The sequence below is a fragment of the Bradyrhizobium sp. 190 genome (genome assembly GCF_023073415.1).
In the GTDB taxonomy this organism is placed as follows: domain Bacteria; phylum Pseudomonadota; class Alphaproteobacteria; order Rhizobiales; family Xanthobacteraceae; genus Bradyrhizobium.
This window is the reverse complement of the sequence record NZ_JADPJL010000026.1, coordinates 63,490-77,288: the sequence shown is the minus strand read 5'-3', so window position 1 is coordinate 77,288 and position 13,799 is coordinate 63,490. Positions and strand designations below refer to the sequence as shown.

General features: G+C 63.8%; 15 protein-coding genes and 1 pseudogene. 11 read left to right on the top strand and 5 right to left on the bottom strand.

All coding sequences use genetic code 11. The features are described 5' to 3' along the window. Positions 1-19: 19 nt before the first annotated feature. Complete coding sequence (locus IVB22_RS17960; protein ID WP_308200418.1) at positions 20-1,312, bottom strand: polysaccharide deacetylase family protein; 1,293 nt, start codon at positions 1,310-1,312, stop codon at positions 20-22. A 198-nt stretch (positions 1,313-1,510) separates the two neighbouring features. Beyond that, entirely contained in the window at positions 1,511-2,305 is a 795-nt protein-coding gene (locus tag IVB22_RS17955; protein ID WP_247518639.1) for a polysaccharide deacetylase family protein, read from the bottom strand. A gap of 120 nt (positions 2,306-2,425) precedes the next feature. Between IVB22_RS17955 and mgtE the strand changes: the two genes are divergently transcribed. From mgtE to IVB22_RS17930, 5 genes and pseudogenes are all read left to right on the top strand, one after another. Further along, on the top strand, positions 2,426-3,862 hold the full coding sequence (gene mgtE, locus IVB22_RS17950) for a magnesium transporter (protein ID WP_247518638.1): 1,437 nt from the start codon (positions 2,426-2,428) through the stop codon (positions 3,860-3,862). Between the two features lie 74 nt (positions 3,863-3,936). Continuing rightward, positions 3,937-4,317, top strand: a complete 381-nt coding sequence (locus IVB22_RS17945; RefSeq protein ID WP_247518637.1) for a DNA-binding transcriptional regulator — start codon at positions 3,937-3,939, stop codon at positions 4,315-4,317. Between the two features lie 134 nt (positions 4,318-4,451). Further along, positions 4,452-5,254, top strand: a pseudogene (locus tag IVB22_RS17940) (aldo/keto reductase). Positions 5,255-5,281: 27 nt separating this feature from the next. Then, entirely contained in the window at positions 5,282-6,163 is an 882-nt protein-coding gene (locus IVB22_RS17935; RefSeq protein ID WP_308200417.1) for a hypothetical protein, read from the top strand. A 193-nt stretch (positions 6,164-6,356) separates the two neighbouring features. Then, positions 6,357-6,590 (top strand): hypothetical protein, encoded by a 234-nt coding sequence (locus IVB22_RS17930; protein ID WP_247518636.1) that lies wholly within the window; start codon positions 6,357-6,359, stop codon positions 6,588-6,590. 14 nt (positions 6,591-6,604) lie between these two features. Here the strand turns inward: IVB22_RS17930 and IVB22_RS17925 are convergent, their stop codons facing one another. After that, positions 6,605-7,282 (bottom strand): DUF599 domain-containing protein, encoded by a 678-nt coding sequence (locus IVB22_RS17925; RefSeq protein ID WP_247518635.1) that lies wholly within the window; start codon positions 7,280-7,282, stop codon positions 6,605-6,607. Between the two features lie 101 nt (positions 7,283-7,383). Between IVB22_RS17925 and IVB22_RS17920 the strand changes: the two genes are divergently transcribed. The 4 genes from IVB22_RS17920 to IVB22_RS17905 all read left to right on the top strand — a co-directional run bounded on the left by IVB22_RS17920 (position 7,384) and on the right by IVB22_RS17905 (position 10,134). Then, the gene (locus IVB22_RS17920) at positions 7,384-8,040 is read left to right on the top strand and encodes a glutathione S-transferase family protein (RefSeq protein ID WP_247518634.1); all 657 of its coding nucleotides are present in this window, start codon (positions 7,384-7,386) and stop codon (positions 8,038-8,040) included. Positions 8,041-8,320: 280 nt separating this feature from the next. Then, entirely contained in the window at positions 8,321-8,524 is a 204-nt protein-coding gene (locus IVB22_RS17915; protein ID WP_138839284.1) for a hypothetical protein, read from the top strand. A 151-nt stretch (positions 8,525-8,675) separates the two neighbouring features. Then, positions 8,676-9,653, top strand: coding sequence for a hypothetical protein (locus IVB22_RS17910; RefSeq protein WP_247518633.1), 978 nt, complete (start codon positions 8,676-8,678; stop codon positions 9,651-9,653). 40 nt (positions 9,654-9,693) lie between these two features. Further along, a complete protein-coding gene (locus IVB22_RS17905) occupies positions 9,694-10,134 on the top strand; it encodes a DUF1489 family protein (protein WP_247518632.1) in 441 nt (146 codons plus the stop codon). Between the two features lie 116 nt (positions 10,135-10,250). Here the strand turns inward: IVB22_RS17905 and panC are convergent, their stop codons facing one another. After that, positions 10,251-11,102 (bottom strand): pantoate--beta-alanine ligase, encoded by an 852-nt coding sequence (gene panC / locus IVB22_RS17900; protein WP_247518631.1) that lies wholly within the window; start codon positions 11,100-11,102, stop codon positions 10,251-10,253. Positions 11,103-11,424: 322 nt separating this feature from the next. Between panC and IVB22_RS17895 the strand changes: the two genes are divergently transcribed. Then, positions 11,425-12,360, top strand: a complete 936-nt coding sequence (locus tag IVB22_RS17895; RefSeq protein ID WP_247518630.1) for a division plane positioning ATPase MipZ — start codon at positions 11,425-11,427, stop codon at positions 12,358-12,360. Here IVB22_RS17895 and IVB22_RS17890 read toward each other — a convergent pair. Further along, the gene (locus IVB22_RS17890) at positions 12,350-12,526 is read right to left on the bottom strand and encodes a hypothetical protein (protein WP_247518629.1); all 177 of its coding nucleotides are present in this window, start codon (positions 12,524-12,526) and stop codon (positions 12,350-12,352) included. The genes IVB22_RS17895 and IVB22_RS17890 overlap by 11 nt on opposite strands. Before the next feature lie 362 nt (positions 12,527-12,888). Here IVB22_RS17890 and IVB22_RS17885 point away from each other — a divergent pair, with 362 nt between their 5' ends. Next, the gene (locus IVB22_RS17885; protein ID WP_247518628.1) at positions 12,889-13,785 is read left to right on the top strand and encodes an alpha/beta fold hydrolase; all 897 of its coding nucleotides are present in this window, start codon (positions 12,889-12,891) and stop codon (positions 13,783-13,785) included. The last annotated feature ends 14 nt before the right edge of the window (positions 13,786-13,799 follow it).

Here is a 13,799-nt window from a genome sequence, read left to right as displayed (position 1 = left end):
TTCGATCAGAACCGGCCGATCAGCGCTTCTTCAACCCGGCGACCCGAACCGACCGCCCATTCCGTTTGGCTTGTGCCGCCGGCTTGGGCGCGGTCGCACCGGCGCTTTGCGGCGACTGCTCGGCGTGTCCGGCGGGTGCCGGCGGCTGGGCCGCGGTTGTGTGGCCGTGGCGGCGGGATTTGCCGGTGAGCTTTGCGGAGGAGACTTCCTTTGAACGCGCTTGCGCAGTCGATGCCGCCCGGCTCGCGAACGAGGCCAGCAGGGTCATGCCCGCCGGTTCCGGAGTTTTGAAAATGCTCCGGGCCGGAACCGGCAGCGCGGCCAGCGTGCCGGCCGGCGGCAACATCGTTTGCCGCGACCACGGCGCGACCAGTGGCAGTGGAACGCTGCGCCCGCGCCGCGAGGCACGCGCGCCAAGATTGCTCGTGTGCCAATCGAGATCGGACAAAGCCGGGACGGGGAGTGCCGCAGGCCCGGCAGAAGCGAATTTCGGAACCTTCGGCCAGCGCGAAGTCGCCACCATCTCCGGTGCCGGATGCAACTGCCATTGCTTCGGCTCGGTCGGCGTTACCGGCCGATCGGGCGTCGCCGGCACCACATGGACGATGCGATAGCCGCGCGCCTTCATTTCGCGCAAAATCCTCGGCAGCGCGGTGACCGTGCGCGGCTGAATGTCGTGCAGCAACAGGATGCCTTTGCCCTTTCGCTCCAGCCGCTGCATCGCGAGCTCATAGACGCGATTGGCGGAGACGTCGCGCCAGTCGTCGGCCGGGAAATCGGCGCTCCAGAGCTGAAGCCCCTTGGACGCGGCGAACTCCTCGATCTCGTCGGTGCGTCGAAGACCGGGAATGCGCAGGAACGGCGCCGGCGCGGAGCCATCGCCGAGCGCTGCGGTCACCGACGCGATGCCCCGTTCGATCTCCTCTTTGGAGCGGTCGAACGGCAGGCGATCCATGCCGCCCGGATGATTTTGGGTGTGGGTGGCCACCGTGTGGCCGGCATCGCGCACCTTGCGCACGCCTTCCGGATTGGCGCGGGCCTGGCTTCCGACCAGGAAGAAGGTCGCCTTGGCGCAATGCGCGGCGAGAATGTCGAGGATCTCGTTGCTGTATTTCGGCAGCGGACCGTCGTCGAAGGTCAGCACCACCTCACGATCTGCAAGCGGCAGCGTCTTGCCATATTGCATGGTGCCGATGACAGGATGGGCGCGCGGGTCGACAACTATCGTGCGCGACGTTCCGATGGCGTCGGGATGACCTGGGCAATTGGCGGCCGACGCAGCCTGCGCGGCAACTGAGGTTAGTATGCCCACGCACAAGGCGGTCCAGGACCGCCGCCGAAGCCCCCCAAATACGCTAGCGATCATTGAACCCCGGCTTCATTCCAAGAGCACGCAACGGCTTACATCTGGCGTCATGAATGCCGCCTTAATCACCTGATTTCTACACCTAATTTTGGTTTCGGGGTGTGAACCAGGCCACAGAACCGCGTCAGCCAAAAAGATCGTGATCTAATGTGCTTTGCCGGACACGGTTTTGGCACCTGCCGGCACCAGATGGACCACGCGGTAATGGTTGTCGCGGAGGTAGCGCAGGAAGGCCGGGAGCATGGCAGCGGTCTGCGCCTTGGGATCGTGCAGCAGGATGATGCCCTTGCGGGCGATTTGCAGCCGCTCGGTAAGTAGCTTCAACTGCTGTGCCGGCGTCATCGGTATCCAGTCGCCGGCCCAGAGGTCGGCGCCGAACACGGCGATGCCGCGCTTTTGCAAGGCGTCCAGCGTCGCGGGCGTCATGTCAAAAAAAGGAAAGCGAAAGAACGGCGTGCTCGGGGTCGCGGTGGCTTTTCCGTGAAGCGCCGTTTCGACCGCTGCGATGCCCTTGTCGATCTCGCCGATGGCCGCTTCCGGCTTCATGTATTTCAGATTGTGGTGGGTCCAGCTGTGATGCGCGATGGTATGGCCCTGCGCCGCTATTCTCCTCACCAGTTCGGGATGTTCGGAGGCCAGCTTTCCGATCAGGAAGAAGGTGGCGCGTACGCATTCATGCGCCAGCGCCGCCAGTATCTTCTGGTCCGTCGCAGGCCCCGGTCCGTCGTCGAAGGTCAGCACCACTTCGTGGTCTTCCAGCGGAAGCGTCTGCGGAAAGCTCTTGAGGCCCACGCGCGGGTAGGTAGCGGCATCCACCGCGAGAACGCGTGAGGTGCCGAGCGCGTCGTTGCGGCTGCATTCGGCGGCCGGCGCCGCCGCAATGAAGGCCATCAATGCTGCGACCGCCGAGCACAGCGCCGCGCTTAAATTTCGGGTCATTTGCCGTTGGTGATATTTGGCGGTGATATTTGGCATTGCGCTTGGCGCAGCCGATTGGGTAATGCGTGCAGCTATAGCTCAGACAAGTTCTCTCATTCTGTCAAACCGGCGAGGCGCGGCATGGCCGAGAATATCGACGTTGCCAAGGCCGCAGACGCGCTGTCAGCGCAGGGCTCAGTACTCGACCATCTGCCGATGCGGGACGAAGAGAACCAGCTCCGCCGCGAGTTTGTCGAGGAGATCACGCGCGCCATCCACGCCGCCGACCGGCCGCTGTTGTGCGAGGTGGTGGCGGAACTTCACGAGGCCGATCTCGGTGATTTGATCGGGGCGCTTGAAGCCGAGGACCGCGTCACCCTCGTCGAGATCACCGGCGCCGATTTCGACTTCTCGGCGCTGAACGAGGTTGATGATGCCGTCCGCGAGGAAATCCTCGAGGAACTCGAACCGGAGACGGTCGCGGAGGGCGTTCGCGAACTGGAATCCGACGACGCCGTCCAACTGCTCGAAGGGCTCGACCAGGAGGACAAGGAGGAGATCCTCGAAAAGCTGCCGCCCTCCGAGCGCGTCGCGCTGGAGCGCAGCCTGCTTTATCCGGAAAATTCCGCAGGCCGGCGGATGCAATCCGAGTTCATCGCGGTGCCGCCGGACTGGACCGTCGGCCAGGCGATCGACTACATGCGCGACACTCCCGATCTGCCGGACCGGTTCTACGAGATCTACGCGGTGGATTCCGAAAAGCACTGGCAGGGCGCGGTTTCGCTCGACACGCTGTTGCGGGCGCGCCGGCCGGTGCCGATCGCCGATCTGATCGACGAAGACCGCCGCCGCGTCTCGGTGCTGGACGACCAGGAAGAGGTCGCGCGGATGTTCGGCAAGTATAATCTGGTCGCGGCTCCCGTGGTCGACACCACCAACCGGCTGGTCGGCGTCATCACCATCGACGACGTGGTCGACGTCATCGAGGAGGAGGCCGACGAGGATCTGAAGGCGCTCGGCGGCGTCACCAGCGACGAAGAATTGTCCGACAATGTCTGGACCATCGCGCGCGCCCGCTTCAACTGGCTCCTGGTCAATCTGGCGACGGCGTTTCTGGCGTCCTCCGTGCTCGGCCTGTTCGAGGGTCAGCTCGAGAAGATGGTGGCGCTCGCTGTGCTGGCGCCGATCGTGGCGAGCCAGGGCGGCAACGCCGCTACCCAGACCATGACGGTGGCGGTGCGGGCGCTGGCCACCCGCGAACTCGGCTCCAACAATGCCTTCCGTGTGGTGATGCGCGAGGCGATGGTCGGCCTCGTCAACGGGCTCGCCTTTGCCGTGATCACGGGCATCGCCGCGGTGGCCTGGTTCAAGATCCCGGGGCTCGGCATCGTGATCGGGCTGGCCATCATCTGCAACCTGGTGGCCGGCGCGCTCGGCGGCATCCTGATCCCGATGGTGCTGGACCGGGTGCGTGCCGACCCGGCGGTAGCGTCGGGGACCTTCGTCACCACAATCACCGACGTGGTCGGCTTCTTCTCGTTTCTCGGCATCGCCACGCTGTGGTTCGGGCTGAAGTAGCTGCGCCTTTGGCCTTTTTATCGTTAATCGGGCCTTAACGCGCTTGGCCGATGATGTTGGCTCACGAGGTCAACATGCAGCGCTTGCGGCTGAAAGCGGACGGACGGATCGTCGAACTGCGGGACGGGCAGGAGTTCCCGCTGGCGCCGACGATGCCCGGGCTCGCGCCAGCGATGCCCGGGCTCGCGCCTGCGATGCCTACCGCCTCACCCACAGCGCCGGACGTTACACCCGGCGAAACCCCGGCCTTGCCGGCAGTGCGCGACCTGCGCCGTCGTGCGCAGCTGACGCAACTCGAATTCGCGGCCAGGCTCGGCGTGCCCGTCGAAACCATCCGAAACTGGGAGCAGGGCAAGCGTGCACCGCGCGGACCGGCGCGGGCGCTGCTCGCCGTGATCGCCCATTCGCCGGAAACCGTCTTCGAAGCTCTCGCCACAGAACCGTCGTCCGCCTAGTTGTTTGGCGCGTTTTCTTCAAGCGGACCGGTGTCCACCCCGGATCAAGTCCGGGCATGCTTCGCTCGAAAACGCTATCTGTTGGCAGGACTGTTTCCGCAGCCCATAATGGGGCCGGTCCGTGGATACAACCTATGCTGTTTGTCGAAGCCAATGGCGCAAAAATCCCCGCGATCGGGTTGGGCACCTGGGAGCTACGCGGACGCATCTGTGCGCGGCTCGTCGAGCAGGCGATCCGGCTCGGCTATCGCCACATCGACACCGCGCAGATGTACGAGAACGAACGCGAGGTCGGCGAGGGCCTGCGTGCCTCGGGCGTGAAGCGCGATCAGGTCTTCCTCACCACCAAGATCTGGCCCTCGCATTTCGCTCCCCACGATCTGGAGCGTTCGGCCAAGGAAAGCCTGGTGCGACTGCGCCTGACCGAGGTCGACCTGTTGCTGCTGCACTGGCCGAATCCGCAGGTGCCGCTGGTGGAGACACTGGGCGCGCTGGCGCGGGTCAGGCAGCAGGGGCTCGCCCGCCATATCGGCGTGTCCAATTTCACGGTGGCCCTGATCGAGGAGGCGGTGGCGGCGTGCCCCGAACCTTTGGCGTGCGACCAGGTCGAATTCCATCCCTATCTCGACCAGACCAAGGTCAGGGAAGCCTGCGCGCGCCACGGCATGGCCCGGTCGCCAAGGGCCGCATCAAGAACGATCGCGCGCTGCTGCGGATCGGCGACCGCTATCGCAAGACGGCGGCGCAAATCTGCCTGCGCTGGCTGGTGCAGCAGGGCGTGGCGGCTATCCCGCGAACGTCGAAACTCGAGCGGCTCTCGGAGAACATCGAGATCTTCGATTTCGAGCTGTCGGAAGCGGATATGCAGCAGATTTCCGGCATGGGCAGCGCCAGCGGCCGGCTCACGGATTTCGGTTTCGCGCCGAAATGGGATTGAGGCGTTGCGCCGCCGGACGCTATGCTGGTGGGCAGGGAACGTACCGAACATCATCCTGATGCGATGGACCTGCGGCGGATCATACCCACTGACATCACGGCGTCGGCGATCGCACATGCGTCGCTGCTGACTCTGCTGCTGCTGTTTTCCGAGGTTCACCCGTTCGGTGCGGTGACGGCTGAGCAGATCCCGGTCGAAATCGTGACCCAGCAAGACCTTGCCGAAAAGCAAGCGGCTCCCGACGAGTCGCCTACCGAAAACCAGCCGGAACCGGCGCAAACGGCGGAGCCCGATTTCTCACTGCTGGACAAGCCGGCGGCCGCCGGTGCGCCTCCGCCAACGGTACAGCCAGCGCCTGCCGCGCAGCCGCAGAAGCAGGCGGCGCTCGCCACGCCGCGCGCGGCCCAGCCGCAGCCGGTGGCACAGCCGCCGTCGCAACCGGCGGCGCCGGCCTACAAGCCGCCCGAGCCGGATGTCTCGATCAAGTATCAGGTGCTGCTGGGCTTGCCGCCCGACCTCTCGCCCACGCTGCCGCTCGTTCCCTCGCAAGCCCGAAACAAGGGTGACGACAATTTCGACGCGCCGGCGATCGAGGCGGCCGATGTCGCGAGCACGCTGGTGGCGGAGTTCCGCCGCCACCTCAGAACCTGCTCGAAACTGCCGGGCTCGCTGTCGAGCACCGACGACGTCAAGGTCAAGCTGCGCGTGTTGATGACCCCGGACGGCAGGCTCGCAGGCGAGCCGATCCTGATCGAGGCCAGCGCCTCGATGAAGGGGCCGTTGCTGATGCAGGGCGCCATCCGCGCGCTGTCGGCCTGTCAGCCCTACGCCATGCTGCCGGCGGATCGCTACGGCGAATGGAAGGTGCTCGATCTCAACTTTACGCCGCAGGATTTCGGCGCTTCCTAGCGCGTGATCTCACGACCGCTCGATCATCCCGGCATCAAAAGAGGAGAGGCGAGGGTCGCTCTCTTACGGCCAGATGGAACTACGGTAGGCGAAACGGAAGCGTCGGCCGGACGTTGAAAGATAATCGACCAAGAGACGTCGAGCCCTCGGCCGGCGGCAAGCTCGCGGCCCATTCACTGGCGGGAGACGGAGCATGACACTCATCTGGCTTGGTGTGCTTCTTGTTTTCGGCGGGGTGTTGCAGATGGCCTTTCAGCCAATCTGGCGTGGCCGACTGAGCGGTAGAAGGCGGCTTCGCGCCGGACAACCCGGCGACACCCTGGAACCTGAAAGACCGGCGGGCGGTTTTGGGTTCAAATCGAACTGGCCTGGTCTTGTGCTGCTCGCGCTCGGCGCCGCTTTCTTGCTCGTCGGGGCCACCATCTGAATTTGAAGCCGTTTCTAGCTTCCCATCGCCCGCCACGCGTTCGATGCGAACTGACGCCGCCAGGTCACGATCACGACCAGCGCGGTCGTCAGCAGCAATACCCAGGGGCTGACGAACCAGCCGAGATAGCCGAGCGCGAAGAAGAACGCACGCTGGCCGCGGTTGAAATGCCGCCCCGCCGCCTCGAACAGACGCGTCGTGCGCATCACGTGGGCTTCGGCTTCCGCGGTGTCGCGCTGAGACGACGGTGGCATCGCGCCGAGCAGGATCGCGACATAGTTGAACAGGCGGTACGACCAGGCGAATTTGAAGAAGGCGTAGATGAAGATCAGGATCAGGCCGACGCACTTGATTTCCCACAATGCGGGCGAGGGGGTGAGATCGACCGGCAGCTCACGCAGCACGGCGAGTGCATCGTTGGTCGCCCGCAGCAGCGCCAGCCCGCCGCCGATCGCGATCAGGCTGGTGGAGGCGAAGAAGGCGGTGCCGTTCTGCAGCGAGGCCATGATCTGCATGTCGACCATGCGCGCTTCGCGGTCGAGCATGTTTCGCACCCAGACCTCGCGATAGCGGTTCATGCGCGCCGACAGGCTGTCGCGGCCATAGGCCGTGTGTTCGAGCGTAAGGCCGTAGACCAGCCATTCCACGACAAAGAACGCGACGGCGGCGATATCGACCCAATAGGCGCCCATATGGCGAGATCCCCGATGATGGCTTGGCAATCGTGATGTACAGGTTGAACGCGTGCGGTGCACTATGGCAAGATCACGCCTCCAACAGGATTTCCCCGCAAATGTTGAAACTGGTCATCGGCAACAAAAACTATTCGTCATGGTCGATGCGGCCATGGCTGGCGCTGCGCGCCAACGACATTCCGTTCGAGGAAGTGTTCGTCCCGCTCTACACCGACGACAAGGCGGACAAGGACCGGATCCTGAGCTTTTCGCGCGCAGGCAAGGTGCCGGCGCTGATCGATGGCGACGTCACGGTGTGGGATTCGCTTTCGATCATCGAATATCTTGCCGAGAAATACCCGCAAGCGAGGCTGTGGCCGGAGGACCGCGCGCGCCGGGCGCATGCGCGCTCGATTTCGGCGGAAATGCATTCGGGCTTCATGCCGCTGCGCAACGAATGCGGCATGAACCTGCACCGTCCGGTCGGCGCGGTCGACCTGTCGGATGACGCGCGTGCCAATGTGGCGCGCGTTCAGGAGATCTGGGCCGATTGCGCCAGCCGTTACGGCAAGGAAGGACCGTTCCTGTTCGGCGCGTTCGGCGGTGCGGACGCGATGTTTGCGCCGGTAGTGCATCGCTTTCGCACCTATGCGATCGAGGTGAGGGGCGAGGCGCGGCATTATTTCGATGCGATGATGTCCTTGCCGGCATTCCAGGAATGGACCCGCGCCGGCCTTGCTGAAACGCTCATCATCGAACGGTTCGAGACGGTCTGATTTCGGGCGCGGGGCCGGTGGCCGGGCGGGGGTACCAGGGCTCCCCGCAACCCGCGGCATTCTGTCCTATATTGGGAAAAACGGCCTCAATATTAGGCAGGCGGGTTCCCGGGAACCGCAGAAATTACCGCTTATCGCCCTGAAAAACATGCAGAATTTGCGCATTTGCCATGTCTCGATGCTGCTGGCTTTTGGGAGGTCGGCTGTGCTAGGTTGCCGCAGGGTTCTCAAGTCGGCCGAAAGCTAGCGGGACCGTGAGCGCGGCCGGCGTTCTTGCGTAATGGAGAGGGCGTTGAAGCATAAGTACTCCGTTGGAGAGACTGTCTATTTTACTGCCAGCAACGTCGCCCGTCCGGCCGCCACCGGCACCTATGAGGTGATCCGGCTGCTGCCAACAGATGGCGACGACTGTCAGTATCGCATCAAAAGCTCGACCGAAGCTTTCGAACGGGTCGCCAAGGAAAGCCAGCTCGCGATTTCCTGAATCAGTTGTGTGCAAGCAGCCGGCTGACGAGGTTCCACTTCGACTGCCGTCAAAAGGCCCCGTTCGCAGAACCAATCTGCCGAAAAGCGAATGCGACAAAGACGCATTCGTCTTTCGATCGCGTTTGATGCTGCGTTAAGGGACACCGCGCATGAACTGGGCTGCTTCGCTGGATCAGATCTGGAGCTCGCCGAACCTTTCGTTATACCTGACGCTGGCCATGGCCGGATTTGTCGGGATCATCGTTCTGATCACGCTGCTGCGCTCGGAGAGATCCATGGCCAACGGCGTGCTGGCGCTCATCACGCTGCTCGCGATCGGGGTCGCAGGGGCCGTGACCTTCCGCGGCTTCGGCACGGCAAACGTGGTTCAGTCCACGGAGGCGCCGCGTTCGGTTCAGACGGCTACCGCGCCGTTGCCGCAGCTTTCCTGTATTGACGAACTGGCCGGCGATGCAGTCCTCGCCGCGTGCGAGAAGGTGCTGTTCGGTTCGGCCGAGTCGGTGGCTGCGGCGGTGGCCTACGCCGCCTCGCAGATCACGCTCCTGACCTCGCTCGGAGATGTCGCCACCGCGAACAAGGGGGCCGGCTCCGACTTGCTGGCGCTGCGTCGCGCCGTCGAGCGCGACCGTTACGGGTTAATGGCCTATGTGCTGATGGCGCGAGACCGTTGCACGCCATCGGCCTGCCGCGCGTTCCGCTCGCTGACCGAGACGCGCCAGATTGCGGCCAACATGGAAGAGCGCGTCTATGAAAACCTGATCATGCGCTACGCGGCGTCCTGGAACGCGCCGGCGCAGGCCGCGACGGGCCTGATCGCGGCGCTGCCGCCGTCGCTCCCCACGGGCAAGCCCACCAACGCCGAATTCCCGACCTCGGCCTCCACCCCGCCGGTCAGCATCATGACGCCCGAGCCGCCGCCCGGGGCAGCGCCGAAGCCGTCGTCTGCAACTGCGGCTGCGCCGGCATCGCCCGCCGCGCCGCGTCCGGCCGCGGCGACACCGCCGGCATCGCCGCCGGCGCAGACCGCCGCCAAGAAGTCGCCGCCGGCGCCGAAGCGGCCGTCCAACGGCGCGCCGGTCCAACTCGCGCCGACGGCTGGGGCGCCCACAGCTGATAACAACGAGTGATCTTTTCAAAGCGCGCACGGACCGCTACATCGGCGGGATCATGCCGCTTCATCTCATCAAGCTTGCCGTCGGCTGCGAGTCAGTCAAGGAACTCAAGGGGTGGGTCGCCGAACGCATGGCAACCGCCAAGAAAAAGGGCCTGCCGCTTCGCCACGTCCACATCACGCGGATGACGCCGAAGCGCGACGCGGAAATCCTCGCCGGCGGTTCACTCTACTGGGTGATCAAGGGCGAAATCGCCGCGCGCGAAAAGATCATTGCGCTCGAGCCGTTCCGCGACAAGGACGGTATCGGGCGGTGCCGTCTGGTGATGCAGCCCAAGGTGTTCGCCGTCTCGCCGCGGCCGATGCGTCCGTTCCAGGGCTGGCGCTACCTCGCCGAGGACGCCGCGCCGGCTGACCTCACCAAATCCTCAGCCGCCAGCGTGGCCGCGATGCCGGAACCGATGCGGCGCGAATTGCGCGATCTGGGGCTGCTCTGACCGAGGTCCCACGGCTAGAGCATTTATCCGTTCCGATGGAATCGGAACGGGCTCCAGATTTTTGATCTGACGCGTTTTCTTGACGCGAACCGGTTTCCACTTCGCTGGAAAACGCTCTAAACCCCGATATTGTCGATCAAGCGCGTCGTGCCGAGCTTTGCGGCAACCAGGATCCGCACCGGCCCGTCCTTCATCGAGGTAACCGGCGCCAGCGTCTCGGCGTGCCGGGCCTCGAAATAGTCCAGCGCGAAGCCGGCGGCGCTGATCAGTTCGCGGCCGGCTTCGATCGCGGCCGCCAAATCCTCGCCGGCCTTCAGCCGCTTGGCGCTTTCCTTCATGGCGCGGTACAGCGTCGGCGCCGTCAGCCGTTCCTCCGGCGAGAGGTAGACATTGCGCGAGGACATCGCGAGCCCGTCGCGTTCCCGCACGGTGCGCGAGCCGATCACCTTGACGCCGAGGTCGAGATCGGCGGCCATCTGCGTCACCACCCGCAATTGCTGAAAATCCTTCTCGCCGAAGATTGCCACGTCCGCCCGGACTTGCGTGAACAGCTTGCCGACCACGGTGGCAACGCCGCCGAAGAAATGCGGCCGGAAACGATCCTCGAGGCCGGCGGTGGCCGGACCTTCCGGCACGATACGGGTGGCGAAGCCGTCCGGGTACATCGCCTTGACGTCGGGATTCCAGATCAGGTCGACTTTCTCGGCGGCGAGTTTGGCAACGTCGGCTTTCCAGGTGCGCGGGTACGAACCGAAATCCTCCGTCGGGGCGAACTGCGTCGGGTTGACGAAGATCGATACGACCACTTTCTGTGCGCGGCGCTTGGCGAGCCGCACCAGCGACACATGTCCGTCATGGAGCGCTCCCATGGTCGGCACCAGCGCGACGGCGGCCTTTCGGGCGCGCAAGGCCTCGACGGCGCGGCGCAAGGCGGGAACGGTACGGACGACCATGGGACTTCGCGACATCTGGCCTCGATCTCTTGCAGTTTCTGATGGGGTGAGGGGCCGACGGCCCCGCGCCTTTCGGCGGGCGCGCCGACCTTATAAGGCCAGAGCATTGCCGCCAAGTTTGCTTGGGAGTGGCAAGGCTGTGGCCAGCTAAACGCAAAAGCCAGATGCGCGTCCGGCTGGTTGAAAAGTCCGCGGGCTGATCGCGGCAACGGAACGAAATCTGCACCGTCGGGATTCATCATTAAAGACACGCTGCGAGCGAATTGAATGCGTCGTCGCGCATTTCACTTGACGTGCAGCCGCGCGTGATTTGAAGATATCGAGTGGGGGTTGAATCATGTTGGTTCAGGCGAGTCAGGGTCAGTTCGGTTCGGCGCACGTTGTCGTGCTCGGCAATGAGAAGGGCGGCTCGGGAAAATCCACCTCTGCCCTGCATATCGCCGTTGCCCTGCTGAAGGCCGGACAGCGTGTCGCCACCATCGATCTCGACTGCCGCCAGCAGAGTTTTACCCGCTACATCGCCAACCGGAGCGCGTGGGCGCGCCGCACCGGTCTCGACCTCGAAATTCCCGTGCACTACTGCGTCAAGCTCGGCGAGACGATGCAGATCGCCGACAATGAAAATTCCGAGTTCCAGCAGTTCATGGAGGCGGTGAGCGCAATCGAGCGCGCCTTCGATTTCATCGTGATCGATACGCCGGGTTCCGACTCCTACCTGATGCGTCTGGCGCATTCGATGGCCGACACGCTGGTGACCCCGATCAACGACAGTTTCCTCGATTTCGACGTGCTCGGCACCGTCGATCCCGCGACCTATTCCGTGACCGGCGAGAGCCATTATGCGGAGATGGTGCGCGACGTCAGGCGCAAGCGCCGCCAGATCGACGGCGCCACCACCGACTGGATCGTGGTGCGCAACCGCCTGTCGATGATCGGCTCGCGCAACAAGCAGCTCGTCGCCGACAGCCTGAAGGACCTTTCGCTGCGGCTCGGCTTCCGTTCGATCGACGGATTTGCCGAGCGGGTGGTCTACCGCGAGTTCTTCCCGCGCGGGCTGACGGCGCTGGACGACATCGACGAGGCCACCCTCGGCACGCGACCCAGCATGGGCCACGTCACGGCGCGCGAGGAAGTGACCAGCCTGTTGCGTCAGTTGAAACTGCCGCTCGACGAACGCGGCCGCCGCCGGGCCGCCAACCGTGCCGAATGGTTCACCCAGGTCGACAAGCCGCTCGAAGTCCACGACATTATCGGCGACATCATCAGCGCCTGACCTCCAACAAGCTGCCGGTCTGCCGGCATTGTCGCGGCTGGATCACCGTCATTCTGAAGGGACTGCTGTGGCCGGAGGCATGCGCCACGGCCTCATTGGCGCGGTCGAGATCGAAGGCCGTGATCTCGAAATGATCGAGGTTGGAGTATGCGAGCTTCCAGGCCAATGACGACCCGGCGCACTGAAGCTCGTCATTTACACGACAGTCTAAGTTTTCGAAGGCGCCGGTATTGTCGCACCGGGCCGGGTTGGGTTCCCGGGAACCAACGAGACATTACTCCGTTTTCATTAGACTTTTATCTAGCCCTCGAACCAAAGGTTGATTGGAGGCGTCGTAAGGAAAAGACGGGTCAAATTTGTGGGGATTGAGCGGCTGCACAATATACAAGTGCACCGCACAATGATCAGGCGGTCAATACACAACATTTGGCCTTTATGTCACGCCACCGTGACATATATCATCAAGAAGGGACCGAAAGAGTCTCAAACAGGGATAGCCCTTAACGGGGCGCGAGGACGAAGACGAACATGAAACGTGGAATTCTCGTTCTGCTTTCACTCTCCGTGCTGGTCGCTGTCGCGTATTTCACCGCGAGTAAGTGGGCGATCCGGCATGAGACGATCGCCTTCCACGATCCCGATCGCGACAATCGCCTAGTGGCGGTCAACGTTGCGGTTCGCCGTGACAAGGAAATGCAGGCCAATACCGGCTTGATCAAGCTGCCGGTTGCAATCCTCAATCACGGCAACACCGTCAAGCACACCGAGTACTCGTTTCTTGCAAACGTCTTCGCTTGGCGCGGTTATCTTGCGATCAGCCCACAGCACGATCTGCCGACCGACCCGCCGATGGTGACCAAGGTCGGCGAGCTCTATGTCGGCCGTCTGCCGCAGATTCAGCGCGGCGTCGCCAACATCCATTTCGCCATCCACGAGATGAAGAAGGTCCAGCCCAACGCCGACTATGAGAAAGTGACGATGGTCGGCCACTCGATGGGCGGCGACATCACGATGTATTTCGCCAAGGAGTTTCCCGACGAGATCAAGAAGGTCGTGACGCTGGACAATCTGCGCGTGCCGTTCCTGACCGACGGCAAGTTCAAGATCCTGTCGTTCCGTTCCAAGGATACGAACTTCAAGGCCGATCCTGGCGTGGTGCCCGACGACGAGCAGTGCGAGCAGTCCGGGATCACGGTCGTGAACACTGGCTTCCAGCATAACGACATGCGGGACACCGGGCCTGACGCTGCCAAATCCTCGATCCAGTCGATGCTCGACAGGTTCCTCGACGAGTCCGACAAGAGCGGCGTATTGAAGCCCGTGCCGACCAAGGTGCCTGATGTTCTGACCGCCAGCCCGGGACCGGTGCCGCTGTCCGTCCCGTTGGCCAGCAATCCGACGCCCAACAAGCCGGTTACGAACTAGGCGGCCGGCGGTCG